This window comes from Streptomyces sp. NPDC004539 (assembly GCF_040610055.1).
Lineage (GTDB): Bacteria > Actinomycetota > Actinomycetes > Streptomycetales > Streptomycetaceae > Streptomyces.
In genome coordinates, this window is the sequence record NZ_JBEXLS010000044.1 from 23,516 (window position 1) to 49,929 (window position 26,414).

20 protein-coding genes are annotated in these 26,414 nt (G+C 69.8%); 15 read left to right on the top strand and 5 right to left on the bottom strand.

Annotation, left to right across the window (positions count from 1 at the left end; translation table 11 throughout):
• Window positions 1-12 precede the first annotated feature (12 nt).
• Genes ABZX85_RS47235 through ABZX85_RS47250 form a run of 4 tightly spaced genes read right to left on the bottom strand, consistent with a single transcriptional unit; the run spans window position 13 to window position 2,773 of the window.
• Window positions 13-807 carry an SAM-dependent methyltransferase gene (locus tag ABZX85_RS47235; protein WP_355884341.1) on the bottom strand — a complete coding sequence of 265 codons (795 nt, stop codon included), beginning with the start codon at window positions 805-807 and terminating at the stop codon, window positions 13-15.
• A gap of 34 nt (window positions 808-841) precedes the next feature.
• Complete coding sequence (locus ABZX85_RS47240) at window positions 842-1,636, bottom strand: SAM-dependent methyltransferase (RefSeq protein ID WP_355884343.1); 795 nt, start codon at window positions 1,634-1,636, stop codon at window positions 842-844.
• Window positions 1,637-1,676: 40 nt separating this feature from the next.
• The gene (locus ABZX85_RS47245) at window positions 1,677-1,907 is read right to left on the bottom strand and encodes a DUF397 domain-containing protein (RefSeq protein WP_355884345.1); all 231 of its coding nucleotides are present in this window, start codon (window positions 1,905-1,907) and stop codon (window positions 1,677-1,679) included.
• Complete coding sequence (locus tag ABZX85_RS47250) at window positions 1,904-2,773, bottom strand: helix-turn-helix transcriptional regulator (protein WP_355884346.1); 870 nt, start codon at window positions 2,771-2,773, stop codon at window positions 1,904-1,906. The genes ABZX85_RS47245 and ABZX85_RS47250 overlap by 4 nt, the downstream gene beginning before the upstream one ends.
• A 378-nt stretch (window positions 2,774-3,151) precedes the next feature.
• Between ABZX85_RS47250 and ABZX85_RS47255 the strand changes: the two genes are divergently transcribed.
• From ABZX85_RS47255 to ABZX85_RS47310, 12 genes are all read left to right on the top strand, one after another.
• Window positions 3,152-3,607, top strand: coding sequence for an ATP-binding protein (locus ABZX85_RS47255; protein WP_355884348.1), 456 nt, complete (start codon window positions 3,152-3,154; stop codon window positions 3,605-3,607).
• Between the two features lie 45 nt (window positions 3,608-3,652).
• Window positions 3,653-4,468, top strand: coding sequence for a hypothetical protein (locus ABZX85_RS47260; protein WP_355884350.1), 816 nt, complete (start codon window positions 3,653-3,655; stop codon window positions 4,466-4,468).
• Between the two features lie 363 nt (window positions 4,469-4,831).
• Window positions 4,832-5,254 (top strand): hypothetical protein, encoded by a 423-nt coding sequence (locus ABZX85_RS47265; RefSeq protein WP_355884352.1) that lies wholly within the window; start codon window positions 4,832-4,834, stop codon window positions 5,252-5,254.
• Window positions 5,255-5,556: 302 nt separating this feature from the next.
• Window positions 5,557-6,246 (top strand): hypothetical protein, encoded by a 690-nt coding sequence (locus ABZX85_RS47270; RefSeq protein ID WP_355884353.1) that lies wholly within the window; start codon window positions 5,557-5,559, stop codon window positions 6,244-6,246.
• Window positions 6,247-6,327: 81 nt separating this feature from the next.
• The gene (locus ABZX85_RS47275) at window positions 6,328-7,014 is read left to right on the top strand and encodes a hypothetical protein (protein ID WP_355884355.1); all 687 of its coding nucleotides are present in this window, start codon (window positions 6,328-6,330) and stop codon (window positions 7,012-7,014) included.
• An 11-nt stretch (window positions 7,015-7,025) separates the two neighbouring features.
• Window positions 7,026-7,820 carry a hypothetical protein gene (locus ABZX85_RS47280; protein WP_355884357.1) on the top strand — a complete coding sequence of 265 codons (795 nt, stop codon included), beginning with the start codon at window positions 7,026-7,028 and terminating at the stop codon, window positions 7,818-7,820.
• Complete coding sequence (locus ABZX85_RS47285; RefSeq protein ID WP_355884359.1) at window positions 7,817-9,268, top strand: ATPase, T2SS/T4P/T4SS family; 1,452 nt, start codon at window positions 7,817-7,819, stop codon at window positions 9,266-9,268. Before ABZX85_RS47280 ends, ABZX85_RS47285 begins: the two co-directional genes overlap by 4 nt.
• Window positions 9,265-10,122: a type II secretion protein F gene (locus ABZX85_RS47290; protein ID WP_355884361.1), complete on the top strand. Its 858-nt coding sequence runs from the start codon at window positions 9,265-9,267 to the stop codon at window positions 10,120-10,122. The genes ABZX85_RS47285 and ABZX85_RS47290 overlap by 4 nt, the downstream gene beginning before the upstream one ends.
• Window positions 10,123-11,016 (top strand): type II secretion system F family protein, encoded by an 894-nt coding sequence (locus ABZX85_RS47295; RefSeq protein WP_355884363.1) that lies wholly within the window; start codon window positions 10,123-10,125, stop codon window positions 11,014-11,016. It abuts the gene before it with no gap.
• A gap of 35 nt (window positions 11,017-11,051) precedes the next feature.
• Window positions 11,052-11,249, top strand: a complete 198-nt coding sequence (locus tag ABZX85_RS47300; protein ID WP_355884365.1) for a hypothetical protein — start codon at window positions 11,052-11,054, stop codon at window positions 11,247-11,249.
• Window positions 11,246-11,653, top strand: coding sequence for a TadE family protein (locus tag ABZX85_RS47305; protein ID WP_355884367.1), 408 nt, complete (start codon window positions 11,246-11,248; stop codon window positions 11,651-11,653). Before ABZX85_RS47300 ends, ABZX85_RS47305 begins: the two co-directional genes overlap by 4 nt.
• Window positions 11,650-12,138, top strand: coding sequence for a TadE/TadG family type IV pilus assembly protein (locus ABZX85_RS47310; protein WP_355884369.1), 489 nt, complete (start codon window positions 11,650-11,652; stop codon window positions 12,136-12,138). Before ABZX85_RS47305 ends, ABZX85_RS47310 begins: the two co-directional genes overlap by 4 nt.
• A gap of 8 nt (window positions 12,139-12,146) precedes the next feature.
• Here ABZX85_RS47310 and ABZX85_RS47315 read toward each other — a convergent pair whose 3' ends face one another.
• The gene (locus tag ABZX85_RS47315) at window positions 12,147-12,482 is read right to left on the bottom strand and encodes a hypothetical protein (RefSeq protein ID WP_355884371.1); all 336 of its coding nucleotides are present in this window, start codon (window positions 12,480-12,482) and stop codon (window positions 12,147-12,149) included.
• Between the two features lie 81 nt (window positions 12,483-12,563).
• On the opposite strand from ABZX85_RS47315, the gene ABZX85_RS47320 reads away from it, so the two are divergent.
• The 3 genes from ABZX85_RS47320 to ABZX85_RS47330 all read left to right on the top strand — a co-directional run bounded on the left by ABZX85_RS47320 (window position 12,564) and on the right by ABZX85_RS47330 (window position 26,396).
• On the top strand, window positions 12,564-12,986 hold the full coding sequence (locus tag ABZX85_RS47320; protein ID WP_355884372.1) for a pilus assembly protein TadG-related protein: 423 nt from the start codon (window positions 12,564-12,566) through the stop codon (window positions 12,984-12,986).
• A gap of 12 nt (window positions 12,987-12,998) precedes the next feature.
• Window positions 12,999-15,626 (top strand): winged helix-turn-helix domain-containing protein, encoded by a 2,628-nt coding sequence (locus ABZX85_RS47325; RefSeq protein WP_355884374.1) that lies wholly within the window; start codon window positions 12,999-13,001, stop codon window positions 15,624-15,626.
• A 186-nt stretch (window positions 15,627-15,812) separates the two neighbouring features.
• The gene (locus tag ABZX85_RS47330) at window positions 15,813-26,396 is read left to right on the top strand and encodes a LamG-like jellyroll fold domain-containing protein (protein ID WP_355884376.1); all 10,584 of its coding nucleotides are present in this window, start codon (window positions 15,813-15,815) and stop codon (window positions 26,394-26,396) included.
• Window positions 26,397-26,414: the final 18 nt, after the last annotated feature.

Genomic DNA, 26,414 nt, shown 5'->3' on the forward strand with positions numbered 1-26,414 from the left:
GTCCGTTGATCTTCAGGGCTTGCTTGCGACACCCGCGTAGACCGCAGGTTCGTCATGGACGGTCATAGTGTCGTCCGGTCGCCACTCGGTGGACGGGACGATGCCGGGTTCGCACACCTGAAGTCCCTGGAAGAACAGGGTGATCTCCTCGAAGGATCTCGCCCTGACCGAGGTGCCTCCGGCCCGGTAGATGGCGTCCACTTTCTTCACGATCTCAGGATCTTCGACGATGGCGTGAGACAGCATCAAATGACTCTCTGGAACCAGGGGTTCCAGTAGTTTTTCGACGATCTGGTAAGGCTGCTGCTCATCGGTCACGAAGTGCAACAGCGCGATGATGGACAGGCCGATCGGCTGGGTGAAGTCGAGGTGTTCGCGGGCGTGCGCGAGGATCTGCTCGGGGTCGCGGACGTCGGCGTGGAGGTAGGTGAGATGCCCCTCGGGTGTACCTCGGAGGAGGGCTTGAGCATGGCGCAGGACGATCGGATCGTTGTCCACGTAGACGATGCGGGCGGTGGGGGTGGCTCGCTGGACGATCTGGTGGAGGTTGGGTTCGGTGGGGATGCCGGTGCCGATATCGAGGAACTGAGTGATACCGAGTTCGCTGAGGTAGCGGGCGGCCCGGTGCATGAACTCACGGTTGGAGCGCGCCGTTTGCTTCACGCGAGGGAAGAGCTCCATGACTTTCTCGGCCGCGGCTATGTCGGCGGCGTAGTGGTCTTTGCCGCCGAGGTACCAGTCGTATAAGCGGGCCGAGTGCGGAACGCTCGTGTCGATGTCGTGCACGTTGAATCCGTCTTCGGTCATGGCGACTCCGTTTTTGGTGAATCCGTTTCGTGGTTCATGATTTCCGGGCCACGCCGACGTACAGGGACGGCTCGTCGTGGACGCGCATCCGGTCGTCGGGGCGCCATCGGGTGGAGAGCACGACGCCGGGGTCGTGGAGTTCGAGGCCGTCGAAGAATTTGGTGACTCCGGCGATGGATCTGCCCTGGATGGAGTTGCCGCCGGCGCGGTAGATGTCTTCGACCTGTTTCATGAGTTCGGGGTTCTCCAGGACGAAGTGGGAGAGCATCAGGTGGCTTCCGGTGGCCATGGGTTCGAGGAGTTGCCTGACGATCCGGTGGGCGCCCTGTTCGTCGGTGACGAAGTGCATGAGGGCGATCAGGGAGAGGCCGATCGGCTGGGTGAAGTCGAGGTGTTCGCGGGCGTGCGCGAGGATCTGCTGGGGGTCGCGGACGTCGGCGTGGACGTAGGCGATGTGGCCTTCGGGGGTTCCGTGGAGGAGGGCCTGGGCGTGGCGCAGGACGATGGGGTCGTGGTCGACGTAGACGATGCGGGCGGTGGGGGTGGTTCGTTGGACGATCTGGTGGAGGTTGGGTTCGGTGGGGATGCCGGTGCCGATGTCGAGGAACTGGGTGATTCCCTGGTTGCCGAGGTGGCGCGCGGCGCGGTGCATGAACTCCCGGTTGGCCCATGCGGAGTTCTTGACATGGGGGAAGAGCTCCATCACCTTCTTGGCCGCGGCTATGTCGGCGGCGTAGTGGTCCTTGCCGTTGAGGAACCAGTCGTACATGCGCGCCGAGTGAGGCTTACTCGTATCGATTAGGTGCGGACTGAATCCGTCTTCTGTCATGGTCGGTCCCCGTCGTATCCGGTTGATGAGCTGTTCTGTTTCAGGAGATGAGAAAGTCGGCCAGGCCGGCCTTGGCGGCCGTGATGAACTGGGTGATCTGTTCGGGGGTGCAGATGAGGGCGGGGCCGTGGGGGTCGGTGGACTGCCGTAGGGCGACGTTTCCGCCGTCGAGTTTTTTGGCTTCTAGGCAGTTTCCGTTGTTGCTGCCGCTCCAGGGTTTGCGCCATCCTCGGATTCCGAGTTCTTGGGCGGCGTTTATGGCGTGGTTCATCGGTCCAGTTCCTTGCGGACGTCCAGGAGAAGGTTCCTGGTGCGTCGGTGGGACATTGCCTGGGTGCTCATCCGGTCGAAGACTTCGCGGTGCAGCGCGACGTCGGAGTCCTCCTCGGTGTAGGCGGCGCTGCTGAGGGTGTCGGTGCCGACGATGTCGGGGAAGTCGGCCATCGGGAACCGGAAGAGGGTGAAGGGGCCGAAGGCTCCGGCGTGGAGGCCGGCGGTGAACGGCATGACCTGGAGGGTGACGTTCGGGAGGTCGCCGGTGGTGAGGAGGTGGTCGATCTGGGTGCGCATGAGGGCGGGGGTGCCGGGTGGGCGGCGCAGGACGGTCTCGTCGAGGATGGCCCAGATCTGGGGCGGTGCGGGGTGGGTGCGGTTGAGGAGGGTCTGGCGTTCGAGGCGGAGGGCGACGCGGCGGTCGAGTTCGTCGGGGGTGGGGTGGGGGCGGTTGAGGGAGAGGACGGCGCGGGCGTAGTCGGGGGTCTGGAGGAGGCCGGGGACGACGTGGGGTTCGTAGCCGCGGATATGGGTGGCGGCGTTCTCCAGGCTGACGTGGACGGCGAACCAGTCGGGCAGGGCGTCGCGGTAGCGCTGCCACCAGCCGGGCTCGTTGGCCTTCACCACGAGGGCGAGGAACTGCTCGGCCTCGGGCCCGGGGACGCCGTACAGCTCCAGCAGGGCTTTGACGGTTGCCCATTTGAGAGTGACCTTCGCCTGCTCCATGCGGATGACGGTGGTGTGCGCGATGTGCAGCCGTGCGCCGGCCTCCTGGGAGGAGTGTCCCGCGGCTCTGCGCAGGTCGAGGAGGCGCCGGCCCAGAACCATCTGGAGGACGGTGGGGGCGGACCGTGGTGCGCTCACGTCGTTGCCTCCTGGAAGTCTGAGGTCCCGGATTTTGCCACGGCCCGGGTTGGACGGACAGGGCGCACACGAATTCTGTGCACTGTGCGGAGTGATGTGTTGCCAAGAGGCGGGTGGGGCGCGCATAGTGACGGCGCGACCGGAGTCGTCTTTGTTCCGTGACGCGCGCCGACCGCATGCGGTGGCCGTCGTGAGTCGACAACGGGTGACTCCACCATTCGGATGCCGTGCCTGAGGCTCTTCGCCGACGCCGTGCACACCTGCTCCTCGGCGAACCCCCACGAGCCCCGCTGCCGTCGACCGATCCTGACCGCGAACACCGGGAGGTCCGGGCAGCGCACGGTTACGGCCGTCCTCGACTTCCGTTAGGAACCAGCCGTGGCAATCTCCGAGAGCACCGCCTCGGGAGGTCCCCCTCTCGAACTCCTCAACGCTGCCAACCGAGTTGACTTCGATCTGCCGGCCACCGCCGAGTGCGTGACCGAGGCCCGTCGATACGTCCGGCAGGTACTCGGCACCTGGCACCTCGCGTCCGACAGCCGCGAAGCGGCGGCCCTCGTGGTGAGCGAGTTGATTACCAATGCCGTCGTCCACACCGACACCCGGACCGTCACCTGCGTCCTCGCCGCCACCGGACATCAGACGTTGATCCAGGTGGAGGACCACGGCACTGGGTGCGCCGTCCCGACCCCTCAACTCCCCATGCCTGACTGGGAAAGAGGTCGGGGGCTGATGCTGGTCGAAGCCATGTCCCGGCACTGGGGCACGGTCCCGTCGGAGAACGGACGCGGCGGACGGGTGGTCTGGGCGACGCTGAACACCGCAGCGGAGTAGCGGACCCTGATGGACGCGGACGTGCGAAGACAGCGAGGGATCGGTATGACCCTCGAGCTGCTCCGGAATCGCTGGACCTACTCGGTCCTGGTCGCCCTCCTCGACGGCCCGCTGCCCAGCGGTCTGCTCCTGCTCCGCATCAACGCCGGGGCGGCGCGCAACGCGGAACTCGTGGGTCCGTACGTTCTCCGTGCTCCCGTCCTTCTGGCGAGGCTGCGGCAGATGGAGACCGAAGGGCTCCTGCTCACCAGGCATGCCGATCCCGGTGGTGGGAAAGGCTCCGATCTGGAGGAGTTGACGCAGGCGGGCAGGGAACTGCTGAACTCCCTTTGGAGGGTGTCCGGATGGGCGACCGATCGGCGTGAGCACCTGACGTTCGCGCTGCTACGGCACCGTCGGCATCAACAGCGGAACAGCGGAGGCGATGAACTTCGTCTTGCTGCGGAGGTCTTGACGCCCGAGCAGGAGTCTCGGCGTGCAACAGGCTTGGCGCTTGGGGTACTTCGGACTCGCTGGGCCTTTGCCGTTCTCTGCCAGCTGGACCACGGCGCGCAGCGTCCCACCGCTGTCACGGAGGCCGTGAACGCGGGCGTCGGCCGCAACCGCGACCTGACCAAGGGCCGTTCCTTGTCGGAGAAGGTGTTCTGGGACACCCTTCACCGACTCGTGGACGCCGGACTCGCTGTTCACCGCCCCCGTCCCGGCCAGATCGCCTCCACCGCTCGCTGCACCCCCACCCCGGCCGGCCGCGCACTCCTGGACGCCCTTACGCCGGTCGGGGAGTGGGCGGTCGAACACGAAGAGGATCTCCTGACGATCGTGCGCCGGAGACGCGGGCTGGCCGACCCGGGTGGTCTCTGAAACGGTCGGATCAGGGAACGGTCGCGTGAGCAAACTGGATGAGCCGGGCCCGAGGGAGGGTTCCGTGCCGGTGGACAAGCGGTCGAAATCCGCGCGAACAAGACCGGAATCCGTTGAGGTCCCGTTCTCACCTTGCAGTGTGAACGGGAACGCACGGTAGATCTGGGAACGCCGGTACGTCTGACGGCGATCCGCATCGTTCGGAGGTGACGAGCTGTGGCTGTCTTAGGGACGTGTACGTCCGTGAAGTGGGCGAGTGCGGCGGCGTTGGTGTTGCTGGTCGTCGGCTGTACGTCGGCGGGGGAGAGCGCATCGGGTGGAGGGGGAACGCCTGCGAGGTCGGCTCCCGCTTCCTCTCCTGATGTGTCGTTGGCGAAGGTCGCGCGTGAGCGGGCGTCGGCGGCGTACGTGGGGATGTGGCGGGATGTGGCCGAGGTGGCGAGAACGTCGGACTGGAAGTCCCCGAAGTTGGCGCGATACACGACGGGGGACGCGCTCTCGGTGATCTCGCGCAGCATGTACGCGGATCACCGCAACGGCCTGGTGACAAAGGGCGAGCCGAAGAACTACCCGAAGGTGATCTCGGCGGAGCCGGAGGAGAACCCGAGGGAAGTGCTGATCTCTGACTGCGGTGACTCGACGAACTGGCTGAAGTACCGCAGGGACAGCGGCGAACTCGCGGACGACACGCCCGGCGGGCGACGCGCGATCACCGCCGAGGTGAAGAAGGGCGCGGGCGGCTGGAAGGTGGCACGGTTCGCGGTCGAGGCGGTGGGGTCGTGCTGACGCGGACCCTCGGCGTTGTGAGCGTCGCGCTGGTCGCTGTGTTGGCGGCCGTGACTCCGGCCGTGGGCGATGACTGGTGGGGGTCGGTCCAATGCGGCCAGAGCCCGAGCCCCGGATGCGAACTCGGAGCGGGGAGCGACCCGGGGCAAGGCCAACCTCCCCAGCGGAGGCGAGAGGCCACCGGACCGGATGGAACAACCGACGGGGGCAGCGACCGGACGCTCCCGCGATCGTCGAATCCGGACCTGAATCTGGCGTCGTGTTCGTACGAGCGCAGTGACTTCGAGCCGCCGCTCAACGTGGTGCGGACGTCGTACGACGGCGGGGCGGGCGGCGGGGGAGTGGTGGCTGTCGCGTACAGCGTGAGGCGGCCGGTGGCGGAGCCGAAGCTGGGTGGGGCCGGTGCGTGGTACGTGTACAAGTGCGCGGCGGGAGGTGTGCGGGACGCGTTGTACCGTCCGCCGGTCTGGATTCCGGATGGCCCGCAGGAGGACGGCGATGCCCCGCAGCCGTCGCCCGAGCAGTTGGCGCAGATCGCGCGCGAGCAGCTCCGTTTGCCGTCCCCGCAGATCGAAGCGAGCCCTGTGGCGGAGCAGTTGGTGGATTTGCCGACGTGGTTGTGGCTGGAGCGGGGGGTGTGGGGCGCGGTGTCGGCGACGGCGTCGGTTCCGGGGGTGTCGGTGACCGCCGTGGCGAGGCCGGTGTCGGTGGTGTGGTCGATGGGGGACGGCGGTTCGGTCACGTGTGAGGGTCCCGGGACGGCGTACGACGCGGCGGTGGACCCGAAGAGCGCTTCTCCGGACTGTGGTTACACCTACCGCGCGTCGTCCGCCGGCCGTCCGCACGACGCGTACGCGGTGGCGGCGACGGTGCGCTGGACGGTGAACTGGTCCGGTGCGGGGGAGAGCGGCGTGTTCCCCGGGCTGACGACCGAGTCGGGCGCGGAGTTCCGTGTCGCGGAGAGCCAGGCCCTCAACAGCAGCGGCGGCTGACCGCCGGACAACTCATCCGTTTTCCCGCTCTCCGGGCCGTGCGCGCGGAGTAGGGGACACCTCTGTGCCGGGAGGCACCCGTTGGCGAACACCCGAACGTTCCCGCGTCCCGACCGTCCCGGGCGTGACAGCCCGCCGGCGGGCCGTGGACGGCCGTCGGCGCGCCTGGCCGGGGTGTCGCGTCCACGGCGGCTGCCCTATCTGCTGGTGGGTGTGCTCCTGGTGCTGGGCTGTACCGCGGGCGGCGTGGTGGTGGCGACCCAAGTGGGGGAGCGGGAGCCGGTGTTGGTGCTGGCCCGTCCGGTGACGGTGGGTCAGGTACTGTCGGGCCGGGATCTGCGGGAGGGGAGCGCGTCGGTCGAGGGGATGGCGCTGATTTCGGTGCGCTCACGGTCGTCGGTCGTGGGCCGTCCGGTCGCCTACAGCCTTCCCGCCGGAACCCCGTTGACGAAGGACGTGCTGGGCCCGGCGCGAGTCCCGCCCGCCGGCCGGTCGGTGGCGGCGGTCGCGCTGAAGGCGGGACAGGTCCCGCCCGAGGTCGAGCCGGGCAGCCGGGTGAGCGTCGTCCTGGTCCCCGCCGAGGGCTCCGCGAACGCGTCGTCCTCGCCGCCGACGGCGTGGTCGGCGACGGTGACCGACGTGCACGCCGACACCACCGGGCAGATCACGGTGCTGTCCCTCCTCCTTGTCCAGGCCGACGCCCGCGAGCTCGCGGCGGCGCCGGCGGGACAGCTCAGCGTCGTGATGGAACACGGGGACGGCCCGTGACTCTGGTGGCGGTGGGAAGCCTCAAGGGCTCCCCGGGGGTGACGACCACGTCGGTGGGGCTGGCGGCCGGATGGCCGTCGGGCGGGCATCCGGTGGTCGTCGAATGCGACCCGGCCGGGGGCGATCTCCTGGCTCGGTTCCGCCTGGAGGCGGGTTCGGGGGTGGTGTCGTTGGCGGCGGCTGCCCGCCACCGGGCGGGTCCGGGGCTGGTGTGGCAGCACACGCAGCGGCTCCCCGGAGGACTTCCCGTGGCGGCCGGCCCGGTCGGCGCGGAGCAGGCCCGTACGTCGCTGGCCCAGCTCACCCGGCGGGGGAGCGAGGTGCTGCGGTGGGCGGCGAACCGTCCCGGCACGGTCGTGATCGCCGACTGCGGTCGCCTCGACCCCGACTCCCCGGCGTGGAAGGTGATCGAGGGCGCCGACGCGCTGCTCCTGCTGTCCGGCGCCTACGACGACGCTCTCGCTCACGTCGCGACCCGGTGGCCGGCGACGGCGTCCCGGGTGCCGCGCGCGTGCTTCGTCCTGGTCGGCGACGGCTACCCGACGGACGAGGTCGTCCGGGAACTCGACATCGCCGTGACCGCCCGCCTCCCGCACGACCCGAAGGGCGCCGCCCTCCTGGGCGGCCGACCGGGTCGTCGTACGACGCCGTCCCGCACGCCTCTGGGCCGCGCCCTGGCCGAACTCGCCGACACCGTCGCCTCGTTCACCCTCTCCGCGGCGCAGGAGCAGACCACGGCTCTGCGTATCCAGCAGACCGAGCACCGTACCGATCCGAGACCGTCGTGGAGCGAGGTATCACGATGAGCCAACCGAACAAGACCTACCGGGTTCTTCCCGCCGGGGGCGTCATCCCGCCCCCGGGCGACCACACGGGATCTCCCGCCCGCCCCACGATGTCCCCCGGCCTGGGGGAGCGCCGGATACAGACCGCGCCTCCCGCCGAAGCCCTCCGCCTGCACCTACGCAAACGCCTCGCGGAGGAGCTGACGCAGCGGTTGCGCGCCGACGAGGAGGCCGGACGTCCGCCGATTCCCGACACGGAACGGGCGGCCGTGGCCGGGAAGATCCTGCGGGACGCCGTCGAGGAGTACACCCGCATGCTCCTGACCGCCGGCCAGGAGGCGCTGGCGGCGGACGTCGAACAGGCCGTCGTCACGACGGTCCTGAACGACATGTTCGGCGCGGGCGGCCTGGAGCCGCTGCTGAAGGACCCGCGGATCGAGAACATCAACGTCACCGGGGACCGGGTCTTCGTCCGTTACGACGACGGCCGCCGTGAACGTCTCCCGCCAGTCGTCGTCTCCGACAGCGACCTCGTCGACCTGATCCGGAGCCTGGCGGCACGCAGCGGGATCGAGGAACGCCGCTTCGACCGCGCCAGCCCCGGCGTCAGCTTCCAACTACCGGGCGGGGAAAGGGCGTTCGCGGTGATGGCGCTGACGCGGCGGCCGTCGTTGTCGATCCGCCGGCACCGTCTCCAGCACGCGACCCTCGCCCAGCTCCGCGCGAGCGGCACCTTCGACATCGGCCTCGAATCCTTCCTCGCCGCCCTGGTCCACGCGCGCAAGAACATTCTGGTCACCGGCGGGACCGGGATCGGGAAGACGACGATGCTGCGCGCGCTCGCGTCGGAGATCCCGGCGTGGGAGCGGCTGGTGACGGTCGAGGACGTCTTCGAACTCGGCCTCGACACCGACGAGCGGGCGCATCCGGACGTGGTGGCGATGCAGGCCCGCGAGGCGAACATCGAGGGCCGGGGCGAGGTGAGCGCGGCGGACCTGGTGCGGTGGGCGCTGCGGATGTCACCGGACCGGGTGATCGTCGGCGAGGTCCGAGGCCCGGAGGTGATCCCGATGTGCAACGCGATGTCCCAGGGCAACGACGGCTCGATGGGCACCCTGCACGCCTCCACGAGCCGGGGCGCGTTCACGAAACTCGCCGCCTACGCTGTCCAAGGGCCCGAGCGTCTCTCTCTGGAGGCCACGAATCTCCTGGTCGCCACCAGCGTCGACTTCGTCGTCCATCTCGACCGCCCGCGCGGCCTGCCCGGCAAACGCGTCGTCTCCTCGATCCGCGAGATCGTCGACGCCGACGAACGCCAGATCGTCTCCAACGAGATCTACCGGCCGGGTCCGGACCTGCACGCGATCCCCGGGGTGCCGTTGCGCACCGAGACGCTGGAGGACCTGGTCGCGGTCGGCTTCGACCCCGTCCATGCCGACTCGTCCGAGTGGGCCTGGCGCCGGGCATGAACACTCCGGTACTGGGACTGCTGGGGCTGGGGATCGGCTGCGGCCTGCTCCTCGTCGTCCACGCGTGGCGCACCCCCTCCGGCCGGCTCCTGCCTCGGCGGCGTACGTCCCGTCCGCATGCGGGGCGTTGGACGGTGGCCGCTGCGGGGGCGGGGCTCCTGGCGTGGGTGGTGACGGGCTGGATCGCGGGCGGACTGCTCGCGGCGATGGCCGCGTGGAACCTCCCGCATCTCCTCGGCGCGGGCACGGGGGAGCGGGAGCGGACCGCCCGCATCGAGGGGGTCGCGGGGTGGACGGAGATGCTGCGTGACACCCTCGCCGCCGCGGCCGGTCTGGAACAGACCATCCAGGCCACGGCCCCCGCCGCACCCCAGGCGATCCGCCCCCACGTCACCGCGCTCGCGACCCGGCTGGAACGCGGCGAACCCCTCGTCCCCGCTCTCCGGCACCTCGCCGACGATCTCCAGGACCCCACCGCCGACCTCGTGATCGCCGCCCTGATCCTCTCCTCCCGGCATCAGGCCCGCCAACTCTCACCCCTGCTGGGCGAGTTGGCGGCGACCGTCCGTGCACAGGTGGAGATGCGCCACCGCATCGAAGCGGGCCGCACCCGCATCCGCACCACCCAACGCGTCGTCGTCGCGACCACGTTCACGTTCATCACCGCACTCGTCCTCCTCAACCCCGCCTTCCTCACCCCCTACGACACCCCCGCCGGACAGATCATCCTGCTTACCATCGGCGCCCTGTTCACCGTCGCCCTCACCTGGCTGCGCCGCATCGCCCGCATCGAAGAACCCGAACGCTTCTTCGCCCCGGGCACGAGCCAGACCGCTTCACGGGAGGTGACCTGAGTGACCGCCCTGATCCTGCTGGCCGCCGGCACCGGGCTGGGCCTGTGGGCCCTGCTGGTGTGGCTCGTCCCGCCGCGTCCACCCCTGTCCGCTCTGACCGCCCGCCTCCACCCGGCCGCTGCCTCGCCCCTCAACCCGCCCCAGGAACAAGGAGGCTGGGCCGTACGTCTGGGCACCCCGTTCACCGCGGTGCTGCGCGCGGCCGGACTGCCGGGCCCCACCACCGTCCAGGACCTCGCCGTCACCGAACGCCCGCCCGACACCCACCTCGCGGAGAAAGCCGCCCTTGCACTGACCGGCCTCCTCCTCCCCGCCCTGGTCGGAGCACTCCTCGCGGCCGGCGGCCGGCCCCTGTCCTGGACCGTCCCCCTGACCGGCTCACTGGCCTTCGCGGTCGCCGGGTTCCTCCTGCCGGACGCGCTGCTGCGCGCCGAGGCCCGACGCCGCAGGACCGCTTTCCGGCACGCGCTGAGCGCCTACCTCAACCTGGTCCACGTCCTGCTCGCCGGCGGAACCGGCATCGAAGGCTCCCTCACCGACGCCGTGAACATCGGACACGGCCGGTCCTTCCGGCGCCTGCGCCACGCGCTGACCACCGCCCGCCTCACCCGCACCTCCCCCTGGACCGCACTCGGACACCTCGGCGAGGAACTCCAGATCCGGGAACTGTCCGAACTCGCCGCCTCCCTGTTCCTCGCCGGAACCGAAGGAGCAAAAGTCCGCGCATCCCTCGCCGCCAAAGCGGACGCCCTGCGCCGCAGCGCCGCCGCCGAAGCCGAGGGCCAGGCGGGCGCCGCCACCGAACGCATGGCCCTGCCAGCCGTCCTCATGGCCTTCGGGTTCATCCTCTTCGTCTTCTATCCCGCCCTCGCCCAGCTCACCCGCTCCCTGTGACGACATCCCACCCACACCCGGAAAGGGGAAAGCCGATGCCGCCCCTGCGTTCCCTCACCCCCCTGACCCGCCACCTCCTGCGCCGTCTGGCCGCGAAGGACGACCGGGGCAGCACGACGGAGAACGTCATCTGGATCGCCGGACTCGCGGCCCTGGCCATCACCGTCGTCCAGATCTTCGGGCCCGACATCATCGCCGCGGCGAAGAGCGTGACGTTCTCGGTCGGCCCGTGAACCACCGAGGCGACGCACGCCGGCTGAACGGCGACGCAGGAGCGGTCACCACCGAGATGGTGATCGTCATGCCGGTACTGCTCACCCTGGTCATGCTGCTCGCGCAGGTCACCGTCTGGTGGCACGCCGTCCACATCGCCCAGGCCACCGCCTCCCAGGCCCTCGCCGCCACCCGCGTCGAGGACGGAACCGCCGCCAACGGCTACGGCGAGGCCGAACGCGTCCTCGGCCAACTCGGCCACGGGCCCCTGCGCGACGTACGGATCACCGTGACCCGTACGGCCGCCAGCGCCGACGTCCGCATCACCGGCACCGCCGCCGGCGTCGTCCCCTTCCTCCACCTGCCCGTGCGCACCCACGCCTTCGGTCCCGTCGAGCGCTTCCGCCCTCCGGCGGCGCCATGACACGGCGACGCGGGGCCGGCCCCACCCCCGACGCAGGGTCGGCGACCGCTGAACTCGTCCTGCTCGCACCGGTGTTGCTCCTGACGCTGTGGTTCCTGGTCTACTGCGGACGCATCACCGACACCCTCCTGCGGATCGAGGCCGCCGCTCACCAGGCCGCCCGCGCCGCCACCCTCGAAGACACCCCCTCCGACGCCGCAGCCCGAGCCCGCACCACAGCCGCCACCGCCCTTGACGACTCCGGCATCACCTGCCAGAACCTGAACGTCACCACCAGGGGCGCCCTCACCAACGGCTCCACCCTCACCGTCGCCGTCACCTGCACCGTCGGCCTCCACGACCTGGCCCTCCTCCAGGCCCCCGGCACCATCACCCTCACCGCCGACTTCGCCGCCCCCGTCGACACCTACCGCTCCAGAACCCTCGGGGACGCGCGCTCCGAAACGCCGGGGCGTACGAACCGCCCTGCGGGGGACAGGCGATGAGCGGCGTACTACGTTCCGCGCGCCGAACGGACGCGAGCGCTCGTGACACAGGCCGCCCGAGCGGTCACCCAGACGGCCTCGAACTCCTCGGCGGTGAGGTCCTGCGGCGCGTACCCGTCCCAGTCGCCGACCGGTACCCCGGCCGTGGCGCCGAACGTCGCCTCGTAACCGACGAGAGTTCCGGCCCGCCGGGCGGCCTCCTCCTCGACCGACGCCGCCGCGGCGACCGGTTTCTGAAGCGGACCTCGCAGTTCGACCTGGCGGGTGACCCCGCCACCGGCGTCCGCCTCGACGTAGAACCAGGTGTCGTCCTCGGCCCAATAGCTGCGGAACCAGCGCGTCATGACGCCATTGTGCGGGACGCCAATGCCTCGTCAGGCGGCCGGAGGGATGCCACGACCCGGCGGGCCGGAGGACGACACCCCATGAAACGCCCCCTCACCGCAGACGACGGCCAGGTCACCCCCTTCCTCGTCATCCTCACCGCCGCGATCATCATGTTCGCCGGCCTCCTCCTCGACGGCGGCCTCGCCCTCGCCGCGAAGACCCGCGCGCTCGGCGAGGCCCAGGAAGCCGCCCGCGCCGGCGCCCAGGCCCTCGACCTCACCGCCTACCGCACCGACGGCACCGTACGCCTCGACCCCACCCAGGCCCGCACCCTCGCCCGGACCTACCTCGCCACCACGAAGGACACCGGCACCGTCACGGCCACCACCACGACCGTCACCGTGACCGTCACCGCCCACCAGACCACCCAACTCCTGCGCTTCATCGGCCTGGACACCCTCACCGTGACCGCCACCGGCACCGCCCACCCCGTCCGCGGCATCACCACCCCCGACCCCTGACGAGGCCCGCCCATGCCCACCCACCGAAACCGGCCGTCGCACCCACAAGGACGGAACAGCATCGCGCTGCTGCGCGGCCTGCTCGCCACCGGCCTGCTCACGGTCCTCGTGGCCGGTATCCCCTGGGGACTCGTTCACTACATCGGCCGGCCCCTCCCGCGTACGGTCCCCACCTGGCCGGAGATCGAGACGCTCCTCCTCACCCCGATGAGCACCACATTCCTGCTGAACGCCCTGGCCTGCCTCCTGTGGACGGCCTGGGCAGCCTTCCTCCTCGACATTACCCGCGCCGTCCTGGACGAACTCCGGGTCCTCCCGCGCCCCGCCCTGCCGCGCACCGGCCCCCTCAGCACCCTCGCCGCAGCCCTGGTCAGCGCGATCCTGGTGACGGTGCTCGCACGCCCCGCCGTCGCAGAGCCTCCCACCACAACGCCTGTATCAACGTCCCTACAGGTAAAGAAGGTTGACGTCCTCGCGACAGCTCCCACGCATACGCAGGCACAGCGCCGTACGACGAGGACGGTGGAAGTGCGCCCGCCCCGCGACGGCATACACGACAGCCTCTGGCGCATCGCGGAACGCACTCTCGGCGACGGAAACCGCTGGCCCCAGATCTACGCCCTCAACCACGGCCGCCCCCAACCCGACGGACACACCCTCACCCACCCCGACCTGATCCGCCCCGGCTGGATACTCCGCCTCCCCGACCGCCCCGCACAAACCACCCCGGCACCCGTTCCCCCACCCCGCTCCAACACCCCCACCACACCCAGCCCTTCACCCACCCCCACCACACCCACGCCCCCCACGAATACCCCGACGCCCCACGCGCAGCCCGGCATAAGCCTCCCCACCGGCGCCTACGTCAGCATCGGACTCGCCGGCCTCGTCACCGCCGCCCTCCTCACCGCACGCCGCCGCCACCGCATCCGCTACCGTCCCGGAAGCGGCGACCGCAGCGACCTCACCCTCGCCCCCGTCGTCCGAGCCCTCCGTCTCGCCCACGACGAAGCGACACCGCACAGCACCGGCGAAGCCGAAGCCCCCGCCAGCCCGCCGGAGACCGGCCAGCCCGTCGGCGTGAAAGACGGACAGACCCTCGCCCTGGACCTCGCCCGCACCCGAGGCATCGGCCTCATCGGACAAGGAGCCCCGGACGCAGCCCGCGCCCTCGTCGTCACCGCACTCGCACAACCACCCAACGGCGCAACGGAGTTCATCATCCCCGCCCCCGACGCCCACACCCTCCTCGGCGACCTCACCAGCCACCCCGCCACCCTCCACATCGTTCCCGACCTCGACGCAGCCCTCGACCAGATGGAAACCGAACTCCTCACCCGCACCCACTCCACCCCATCCGGCGCCCTGATCCTCGTCGCCACCCCTGCGCCCCACGCCGAACACCGCCTCCAAGCCGTCCTCGACAACGGCTCCACCCTCCGCCTCGCCGGCATCCTCCTCGGCCAATGGCCCCCCGGAGGCACCGCCCACGTCCACTCCGACGGAATCGTCGCCGCCACCAGCACGTCCCTCTCCACCCTCACGGGAACCCGCCTCTTCACCCTCCCCGCCCCCGACACCCACGACCTGCTCCACCTCCTCCACCAAGCACAACCACCCCAACACCCCGTCTCCGAGAACCCGTCGGTGATCCCGCTCCGAACACCACGTCGCCGCGACACCACCGCCCTCCCGCCACCCGCCAACCCGCCCAGCACCCCGGACCCACCGCGCCGCGAGCCACCCCGAAAGGACAACCCGACCCGCCCACCGACCTCCGAGTCGACACCGACGAACCTCAGGAGCAGCCCGAACCTCCCGGACACCGAAGACGCCGACGACATCGAGCACCCACCACCCCTCCACCTCTGCGTCCTCGGCCGCATCCGCCTCCTCCACCAACCCGACGACGGCGACCCCACCGACCTCACCGCCGCCCTCACCCCCCGACAACGCGAAGTCCTCGCCTACCTCGCCCTCCACCGCAACGGCGCCCGCCGCGAAACCCTCACCACCACCCTGTGGCCCGACGCCCCGCCCGACCGCCCCTCCAACACCTTCCACGCCACCGTCAGCCAACTACGCCGCACCCTGCGCACCGCCACCCACGACACCGTCACCGACATCACCACCCACACCGACAGCTACTACGCCCTCGACCCCCACCGGACCACCGTCGACCTCTGGAACCTCCAACACGCCCTCACCATCACCCACCACCTCCCCGAACACGACCGCCGCCACGCCCTGCAACACGCCATCGACCTCTACCCCGACGACTTCGCCGCCGACCTCACCGCGGACTGGACCGACGCTCCCCGCGAAACCCTCCGCCGCGGAGTACTCGACGCCGTCAGCAGCCTCGTCCGCATCCTGCGCACCACCGACCCCGAAGAAGCCCTCACCCTCCTCGAACACGCACGCACCCTCGACCGCTACAACGAAGCCGTCTACCGCGACATCGCCCGCTTCCAGGCCCACCTCGGCCACCACGACGCCGTCCCCCGCACCCTCACTCTCCTCACCACCGTCCTCACCGAGATCGACGAGGAACCCAGCGCGGAGACGCGGGAGTTGTACGCAGCCCTCCAACAGCACCGGCCCTCCCGGCAGACCACCGGGAGACGCCCGGCCGACTGAGGCTCAGGGGAGGTGCTGCCTCACTACCAGGCACTCCACAGTGAATGATTATTTGTGCAGATTTTATGTAGTTTCGAGGGTGATCATTTTCACTTTCCTTGCATGGTTGTGAATTTCTCTTGTGCTCCTACTTAAAGAATCTTTAAATTCCCCTCGCTCTTGATCGTCCGGGTGGGGGGAATCACCGTGCGCCCAGCACCTCCGCTTGTCGTCGCTGTCGCCTTCGTCATGGCTGTTCTGGCCGGTACCGAAGGGGTGGCGTCCGCGCAGATCCTCACGGCCCCGAGCCCGGAGTCGGTCGAGGCCCCCGAACAGCGGTGGGGTTCCGCGGACGGGCGTTCGTCCACGGCGACGGCCGACGCGACCTCGGCCGAGGCGGCCGGCGGGCGGCGTGGGCACACGGCGGCGCCGGGGGAGTTGCCGTTGGAGAGCGGTACATCGTCCCCGGTCGGCGCCCCGAGCGCCCCGCTCCCTGATGCCGAGACCACACCCGTGTCAGTGGACACGGCGGACCCGAAGGGTTTCGACGCGGCGACGAGCCGTGAGGTCGCCGCCGAACGGCAGCGCACCTCCCGGACGTTCGAGAACACGGACGGCACCCTCACCACCCGCTTCTACGACGAGCCGGTCAACTTCCAGGACGCGTCGGGCAACTGGAAGCCGATCGACACGACCCTGAAGGAACTGCCCGCGAACGGCGGGCTGTCGACACAGACCGTCAGCGCTTCCACCGATGGCTGGAAGATCACGGCGGGTGACACGGAAACGACGTTCGCCGGATACGCCGACGGTGCCCCGCTGGTCTCCCTGAAGACCGGTACGGACACCGCGGTCGGCTTCTCGATCCAGGACGCCGCCCATGTGCCGGGCACGGCCGACGAGAGCACCGTCGTGTACCAGGGCGTGCGCCCCTTCGCGGACGTCCGGTTCGTCGCGGGCGGCACCTCGGTCAAGGAGGTCATCACCCTCAACAGCGCCGCTGCTCCCACGGAGTGGGTCTTCCCGCTCCACACGCAGGGGGTGACGGCCCGTCTGGAGGCCACAGGGGCGGTGACGTTCCGCGATGCGGCAGGCGGAGTGCGGGCGACCGTACCGGCCGGGTGGATGGAGGATTCGAACCTCGCTCCCGACTCCAACCAGGGCGAGATATCCACCGGCGTCAGCTACGAACTGCTCGATACCGCCGACGGGCAGGCTCTGAAGGTCTCGCTCGACACCGAGTGGCTGAACGCGCCGCAGCGCGTCTTCCCGGTGAAGGTGGACCCGACCGTCACCACCGTCACCTCGGCCAACGCCTCCTCGGGCACCTACGTGCAGTCCCCGTACAACGCGGACTTCTCCGGCGACACGAACGTCAAGGTGGGCACCTACGACGGCGGCGGCCACAAGGCCGCGGCGTTCCTGCGGTTCGCCGGGGTGGAGAACACCCTGAAGAACGCCTGGGTGGTCGGCGCCCGCCTCGCGCTGTACAACACGTGGTCCTACTCGTGCACAGCCCGCCCGGTGACGGTCCACGCGATCACGTCGAACTGGGCGGAGTCGACGACGAAGACCTACCCGGGTCCCTCGACCGGTTCCGCGCTCTCCTCGAAGTCCTTCACCCACGGCTGGCGCCCCGAAGGACAGACCGCCTACCCGTGCGGGGCCGCGGCATGGGAGTCGATCCCGCTGGGGTCGGCGGGCCGGCAGCTCGTCGACGACTGGACGCACGGCCGGAAGAAGAACTACGGCCTCGCGCTGAAGGCGTCGACGACCGACTCCAAGGCGTGGAAAACCTTCGGCTCCGACGACTACCCCAACGGCAAGCCGTCCCTGGACGTGACCTGGACGAAGTACGGCGCCACCTACAAGCTGGGCGAGTTCGTCACCCCGATGACCGCGACCTCCGAAGGCGTCTTCAAGGTCACGGTCACCAACCGCGGCCAGCAGACCTGGCCCAAGGGCGGCAACTTCACCCTGCGCTACCTGCTGTACGACGCGGCCGGCAAGGAGATCACCGACACCTCCAAGATCCGCTGGACGACGATGCCCGCCGACGTCCCGCCGGGCGCCACCGTCACCGTCGACGCGAAGATCGCACCGCTCACCCCGGCCGACTACACCCTCGCCTGGACGATGAACGACAACGGCGTCGCCACCTTCAGCGGCGCCGGAGTCCCGGTCTCCGCGATGCGAGTGTCCGCCGTCAACGTCCCGCCCTACCTGACCGGCGCCGCCCCGGCGAGCGGAGCCGTCGTCAACACCCTGACCCCGACCCTGTGGGCCTCCGGCGCCGACCGCGACCGCTACCCCAAGGCGCTCCAGTACCAGTTCGAGGTCTGCGAGGTCGAGGGCAAGAACACCCGCAAGAACTGCAAGACAGGACCGCGCGTCGCCTCCCAGCAGTGGGCGGTCACCAGCGGCTGGCTGTCCTGGTCGAAGACGTACGCCTGGTACGGATACGCCTACGACGGCAGCTCCACATCGGCCCGCCCCGGCCCCTCGCTGCTGACGACCCAGGTGCCCCAGCCCGCGATCACCAGCCACCTCGGCGGCTCCGACAGCGGACGCAGCTTCGGCGAGCGCTCCGGGAACTACGCCACCTCGGCCACCGACGCCGCGATACCGACCGTCGGCCCCGAACTGTCGGTGACCCGCACCTACAACTCCCAGGACCCGCGGCAGAAGAACGCCTTCGGCGCGGGCTGGGCGACCCGCTGGGACATGCGCGCCGAGGCGGAGAGCACCGGCAGCGTGGTGCTCACCCTCGCGACCGGCACCCAGGTCCGCTTCGGCAAGAACGCCGACGGCACCTACGCCGCCCCGTCCGGATCGGTCGGTGTCCTCAAAGCACAGAGCGGCGGCGGCTGGACCCTGCGCGACGGCTCCGGAACCCTCTACACCTTCAGCACCGCCGGACTCCTGACGAAGATCGCCGACGGGCACGGCCGCACGCAGGAACTCACCTACACCGACGGCCGGCTGACCCAGGCCAAGGACGTACTCTCCGGCCGCCTCCTGACGTTCACCTGGTCCGGCGGCCACGTCACGACGGCCGAGACGAACGCGGTGGCCGGCACGGGAACCGGCCTGAAGTGGACCTACACCTACGACGGAGACCGCCTGGCCAAGGTCTGCCCGCCCTCGTCGACGACCGCCTGCACGGTCTACACCTACGAGAACGGCAGCCTCTACCGCAGCACGGTGCTGGACGACGGCCCCTCCGGATACTGGCGGCTGAACGAGAGCGAACAGGAGAGCGCGGCCAGCGAAGCCGTCTCCAACACCGGGCTGAACGACGCCCTGTACCGGGACGTCACCCGCGGTGCGAACGGTGCCCTGTCCGGAACCGGCAACAAGGCGGGCTCCTTCGACGGCACGGACTCCCATCTCGCGCTGCCCGACGACGCCCTGGGCTCCTCCCCGTTCGCGTCGGTGGAGCTGTGGTTCCAGACCACGAAGCCCGGCGTGCTGCTCTCTCAGGCCAACGAGCGGATGGAGGACGTCGATCCGTCCGTCAGCCAGGCCACCCCGCTCCTCTACGTGGGCACCGACGGCAAGCTGCGCGGCCAGTTCTACTTCGCCGGCACCACCTGGACCCCGCTGACTTCTACTGCGGCGGTCAACGACGGAGCCTGGCACCACGTCGTCCTCTCGGGTGCGGGCACGTCCCAGACGCTCTACCTCGACGGCGCGGCGGTCGGCTCCAAGACCGGTGTCATCGACCACCTCGAACAGCGTTACACCTACGCCGGCCTGGGCTGGACCAGCGTGCCCTGGGCGGGCATCGACAAGACCGACCAGCTCGGCCACTTCACCGGATCGATCGACGAAGTCGCTGTATACGGCCACACCGTGGACGCGAGCACGGTCGCCGACCACTACGCGGCCAGGACGGCTGTCTCCCGGATCACCAAGGTCACCTTGCCCTCGGGACGCGTCAGCGCCGAGGTGACGTACGACTCCGACACCGAGCGCGTCACCCAGGCCAAGGACAACAACGGCGGGACGTGGAAGGTGTCCGCGCCCTCCTACTCGGCCGGTTCCGCCGCCTACAGCGACACCGTGCGCGCCTCCGGCCCCGCCGAGTACTGGCGCCTGGGCGACCGGCGCGGCACTACCGCCGCCACCGCCCTCGCGGAAGGATCGGACGGCACCTACGGCGACAACGCCGCCCTCGGCACCTACGGGGCCTTCGCTGCCGGGGACGACACCGCCGTCGGCCTGAACGGCGACTCCTACGTCCAGGTCGCCGACAACTCCCTGACCGGCACCGCCCTGTCGGCGGAGCTGTGGTTCCGCACGGACAAGCCCGGCATCCTCCTGACCGAGTCCAACGCCGACATCAGCGAGGACGAAGTCCCCTCCCGGGCCACCCCGCTGCTGTACGTGGGCACGGACGGCAAGCTGCGCGGCCAGTTCTACTCGGACACCACCAACTGGACGCCTCCGGTCTCCAAGAGCACGGTCACCGACAGCCAGTGGCACCATGCCGTCCTGACCGGAAACGGCACCACCTCCGCCCTGTACGTCGACGGAGCCCTCGCCGGCACGGTGCCCGGCGCGATCACCCACCTCGACCAGACGCGGATCTTCCTCGGCAAGGGCCGCACCGGCTCCCGCTGGACGGCCCTGGACTCCACCGACCCCTGGGGCCACTTCAGCGGCGCCCTCGACGAAGTCGCCTTCTACCCCAAGACCCTCACCGCCGCCGAGATCGGCGCACACTACCGCTCCCGCACCGGCATGGTCACCGGCGACGGACCCCACTACCGCGGCGCCGTCACCGTCGACGCCCCCGCCGGCTACTGGCGCCTCGACGAGACCGGCGGCTCCACCGCGCGCAGCCAGGTCGCCGTCCTCGACGGCGACGGCACCTACACCAACGCCACCCTTGGCGCCGACGGCGCCTTCGGCACCGGCGACAACACCGCCGTCACCCTGGCCGGCAACGGCTACGCCGAGATCCCGGGCACCATCCTGCGCGGCTCCACCGACCTCGCCGTCGAACTCTGGTTCAAGACCACCAAGGCCGGCGTCCTGATCGGCGACCAGTCCGCCCCCATGGGCGCCACCGCCACCGGCACCTACGCCCCCCTGCTCTACGTGGGCACCGACGGCAAACTCAACGGCAAGTTCTACTCACCCGGCCTCGGCACCGCGAAGGTCGCCTCCGCCGACACCGTCACCGACGACCAGTGGCACCACGCCGTCGTCACCGCCACCGGCACCGCCCAGACCCTCTACCTCGACGGCGTCCAAGCCGCCACCCTCACCGGAGCCGTCAGCCACCAGTCCAACACCCGCACCTACATAGGCGCCGGCTTCGCCAAGAACTGGCCCGCCGCCCCCGCCGACGCCAGCTACTTCACCGGCCAGATCGACGAAGTCGCCGTCTACCAGCACGGCCTGACCGCCGACCAGGTCGCCGAGCACTACCGTTCCCGCGAACACTCCGGCAGCTCCGCCCTGGCCATGACGGTCACCGTCACCGACCCCGCAGGCGCCACCACCAGCACCACCTACGACGCCCTGCGCGGCCAGCGTCGCACCGCCGCCACCGACGCCGACGGCGGCACCACCACCTACGCCTACGACACCGGCGGCTACCTCCACACCGTCACCGACCCCAACGGCCACGCCACCGTCACCGGCCACGACACGCGCGGCAACACCGTCTCCACCACCACCTGCCGCGACGCCGCCTCCTGCGCCACCAGCTTCGCCACCTACTTCCTCAACGCCGACGACCCGCTCGACCCGCGCAACGACAAACCCCTCACCCAGCGCGACGCCCGCTCCACCGGCCCCGCGGACAACCGCTACCGCACCACCTTCACCTACAGCACCCTCGGCCTGCCCACCACCGTCACCCGCACCGACACAACGGCCGCCGCGACCACCTACACCGCGGGTACCGAAGCCGCAGTCGGAGGCGGCACCGCCCCGGCCGGCCTCGTCCTCACCCAGACCACCCCCGGCGGAGCGAAGACCTCCTACCGCTACTACGCGGGCGGCGACCTCGCCGAAGTGACCTCGCCCTCCGGCCTGATCACGTCGTACACCTACGACGGCCTCGGCCGGAAAACCGCCGAGAAGCAGATCTCCGACACCTTCCCGACCGGCGTCACCACCACCTACGGCTACGACGAGGCGTCCCGCATCGTCAGCGAGACCGGCGCCGGCGTGAAGAACGAGATCACGAACACCGTCCACACCGCCGCGATCACCCGCACCTACGACGCCGACGGCAACCTCCTTACCGAGACCACGAAGGACACCACCGGCGACGACCCCGAGCGCACGACCGTCAACCACTACGACGCCTACGGCCTCAACGACAGCAGCACGGACGCCGAACAGAACACCACCCGCTACGAACACGACCCGCTCGGCCGCGTCACCGCCCAGACCGACCCGGCCGGCACCCGCCTCACCTACACGTACACCGCACGCGGCCAGCACGCCACGACCGTCCTGAAGGACTGGACCGGCGACCCGACCGGCACCACCCGGGACCTGACCGTCGCCGCCAACGCCTACGACCCGGCCGGCCGTCTCGCGTCCACCACCGACGCCATGGGCGCCACCACCGCGTACACCTACTACGACGACGGCCTCCCCGCCACGACCACCGCACGGCAGGTCACCCAGGCCGACGGCTCCCGCCGCGACATCGTCGCGCAGGCCGACACCTACGACCTGGCCGGCCACCTCACCCGCCGCACCACCGGGAGCGGCGCCACCGTCCAGACCTTCACCGTGGACGCCCTCGGCCGCACCACCACCGCGGTCCTCGACCCCACCGGCCTGGGCCGCGCCACCACCTACGCCTACGACAACGACGACCGCGTCACCGAGCAGGCCCAGACCATCACGGGAACCGGCAAGCTCACCACCACCTCCGTCTACGACCCGGCCGGCAACGTCACCCGGCAGACCGCCACCGACGGCACCACCACCCACACCGTCACCACCACCTACGACCGCCGCGGCCTGCCGCTCACCACCGTCAGCCCGCGAGGCAACACCACCGGCGCCGACCCGGCCGCCCACACCACCACCTACCGCTACGACCCGCTCGGCCGCCTCGTCCAGTCGACCGCCCCGGCCGTCCAGACCGAGGAGAACGGCGCCACCCCCGCCACGCTCAGCCCGACCGCCCTCACCGGCTACAACACCTTCGGCGAAGCCACCGAGGCCAAGGACCCCCGCGGCAACATCACCCGCACCCAGCTCGACCGCCTCGGCCGCACCACCGCCGTCACCCTCCCCGACTACACCCCACCGGGCACCACCACCCCCCTCACCGCCACCTCCCGCACCACCTACACCACCACCGGCCTCCCCCAGACCACCACCGACCCGCTCGGCCGCGTCACCCGCTACACCTACGACCAGTTCGGCCAACTCCTCACCCGGACCGACCCGGCCGCCGACGCCGCCGCAGCCCTCGCGGCCGAGACCGACCCCGCCCTCCTCAACCCCACCAGCACGGACGGCGGCGGAATCACCCGCTACAGCTGGACCCCCACCGGCCTCCAACTGTCGGCCACCGACCCGCTGGGCGCCCGCACCGAGTCCACCTACGACGAACTCGGCCGCGCCCTCACCGCCACCACCGTCGAGCGCCATCCCACCACGGCCAACCTCGTCTCCCGCTACACCTGGGACGACGCGAACAACCAGACCGCCTCGACCACCCCGACCGGCATCACCACCACCAGCACCTACAACCCGGCCGGCGAACCCAGGACCGTCACCACCCCCACCGGAACCACCAAGTTCGACTACGACGGCCTCGGCCGCCGAACCCAGACCACCGACGCCACCAACCGCCGCACCACCACCGCGTACAACGCCCTCGGCAACACCACCGCCACCACCGACTACGGCACCGGCACCACCGCCCTGCGCACCGCGACCGCCGAGTACGACGCCGAAGGCAACCTCACCGCGGCCATCTCCCCCCAGACCAACGCCCGCACCACCTACACCTACGACGCCCTGAGCCGCACCACCCGGCAGACCGAACCGGTCTCCACGACCGCCTCCCTCACCACCTCGTTCGGCTACGACGCGACGGGCAACCGCACCAGACTCACCGACGGCCGCAGCAACACGACCACCTACACCTTCACCCCGTGGGGCCTGCCCGAATCCACCGTCGAACCCTCCACCCAGGCCCACCCAGCCGCCTCCGACCGCACCTGGACCACCGTCTACGACAAGACCGGCCAGGCCGTGAAGGAACTCCTGCCCGGCGGCGTGCAGCGTGACAAGACCTACGACGCTCTCGGCCGCCTCACCAGAGAAACCGGCACCGGCGCCGAAGCCGCCACCACGACCCGCACCCTGGAGTACGACCTCGCCGGCCGCCTCACCACCACCGGCACCGCGGACGCCCTCACCCGCAACACCTACACCTACAACGACCGCGGCCAACTCCTCACCACAGCCGGTCCAGGCGGTGCCTCCGAATACCGCTACAACGCCGACGGCGCCATGACGATGCGCAAGACCACCGCAGGCACCACCAGCTACGGCTACGACACCGCTGGCCGCATCGACTGGACCGCCGACGGAATCACCAACAACCAGATCTGGTACGACTTCGACGCCGCCGGCCGACCGAAGCTGGAGCAGTACGCGACGAAGCCCGCAGGAGCCACCGCCTATACGGCCACCGCCAAACGCGCCTACGCCTACGACGAATTCGGCCGCCTGAACACCGACACCGTCACCACGATCGACGGCACGACCACGGTCGCCTCGACCACCTACGGCTACGACCTCGACAACAACCTCACGTCGAAGAAGACGACGGGCACCGCGGGCGCGGGAACCAACACCTACGCCTACGACCAGGCCAACCGCATGATGTCCTGGACCAAGGACGCCACCACCACCGCCTACACCTGGGACGCCTCCGGCAACCGCACCCAGGCCGGCACGAAGACAGCGACCTTCGACGCCCGCAACCGCCAACTCACCGACGGCACCACGGCCTACACCTACACAGCCCGCGGCACCCTCGCCTCTTCCACCACGGGAACCGGCACCCCGCGCGCCCTCACCTCCGACGCCTTCGAACGCAAGATCACCGACGGCACCACCACCTACACCTACGACTCCCTCGACCGCGTCCAGGCCCGAGGCACCACGACCTTTACCTACGACGGCGGCTCCAACAACCTCGCCACGGACGGCACCACCACCTACAACCGCACCCCCGACGGCGCCCTCCTCTCCTACACCGACGGCACCACCAAACAGTGGGCCCTCACCGACCAGCACACCGACCTCATCGCCGGCCTCACCCCCGACGCCACCCAGACTTCCAGCTCCACCACCTACGACCCCTTCGGCACCAAGACCGCCACCACCGGCACCACCCCCGCCGTCGGCTACCAGTCCGGCTGGACCGACCCCACCACCGGCGACGTCAACATGGCCGCCCGCTGGTACCAGCCGGGCACCGGCACCTTCGGGGCGCGGGACACCTGGCAACTGGAACCGACACCCTCGGGGAACGCCAACCGATACAGCTACGGCGCCGGCGGGCCGCTGAACGGGACCGACCCCACCGGCCACTGCTTCTGGGACGCCTGCGTATTCGAGGGATATGTGGTGGCAGCCGGCCTGGTGGCACTTGCAGGAGTGGCGTCGTACCAGCTGAGTAAGGTCGACACCTCGGACTGGTCCTGGGACTGGTCTTGGTCGTCTTCATCGTCGTCCTCGACAACCTCGACGACATCTCTTCCTCTGAACACGACTCCTTTGCGAAGCCGATCCGGCCGTCTGGACCGAGGGAACGACACGCCAGGAACGGGAAGCAAGGTCGGACCTGGTGCAGGTACCCAAACCTGCACGTACGCCTGCCGTGTTGTTTCAGAAGTGGCAAGGCCCAGGGTCATCAAGCCGTACCGGCCCCCGATCGACCAGAACCCCAACAACGGAAAGAACCCCAAGCCCGGCCCGGACCGCCCGGCCCCCAAGCCTGACTGGGACCCGAACAACGGCAAGTGGAAGCCCGGTGACATGCTTAAGTTGGTCATTGGTGCTGTTGAGATAATGGATCTGCTGGATAATGAGCAGTACACGCCGGGTGCGCACGAAGCACCTGGGACTGATCCGGGCGTTCGAGACGGCTCAAGCAGTAGAGGCGACGATTCTTCTGACTGCCGCAGGCAGGGAATTGGTTGGGTGGACCCTGGCCCGCTGGACGCCGCCAATGGCAACCGGGCTACCGGCATCGAAGCATGCTTGGACTCTGCCTACGTGATTGCCAACCCCGGTACCAAGACCCGGACGCGCGAAGGTATCAAACCGCCTGGTTACGACTGGGCAGTGTCCTACCTCAAGCATCTGGGCGGCCGGCCTCAGGATCGCAACGCCTGTCACCTCCTCGGCCGTCAGCTCAGTGGGAAAGGCGACCAATTGGAGAACCTGGCAACCTGCGGTTCTGACGCCAACTCTGATGTCGGCAAGCCCCACAAGCCGATTCCTCCAATGGACAACATGCTGTACTTCGAGGACAGCGTCCGCTCCCTCATCGACTCGGAGCATGTAGTGCAGTACGAGGTGACTCCGATCTACAGCGGCCGACGGACCGTGCCCTACGAGTTCCGAATGACCTACACAGCGTGGGACAAGAACGGACGCTATGCCGGTTTCGATGCCGCAACCGTCTCGAACCTCGTATACACGGCAGGTCGGGGCTGGAAAAATCTCGGTACCGTGATCGATAGCCGTACCGGTGCCGATGTGCCCATGCCAGGGCAGCCGTAGGCACTGGCTGTTGCAAGC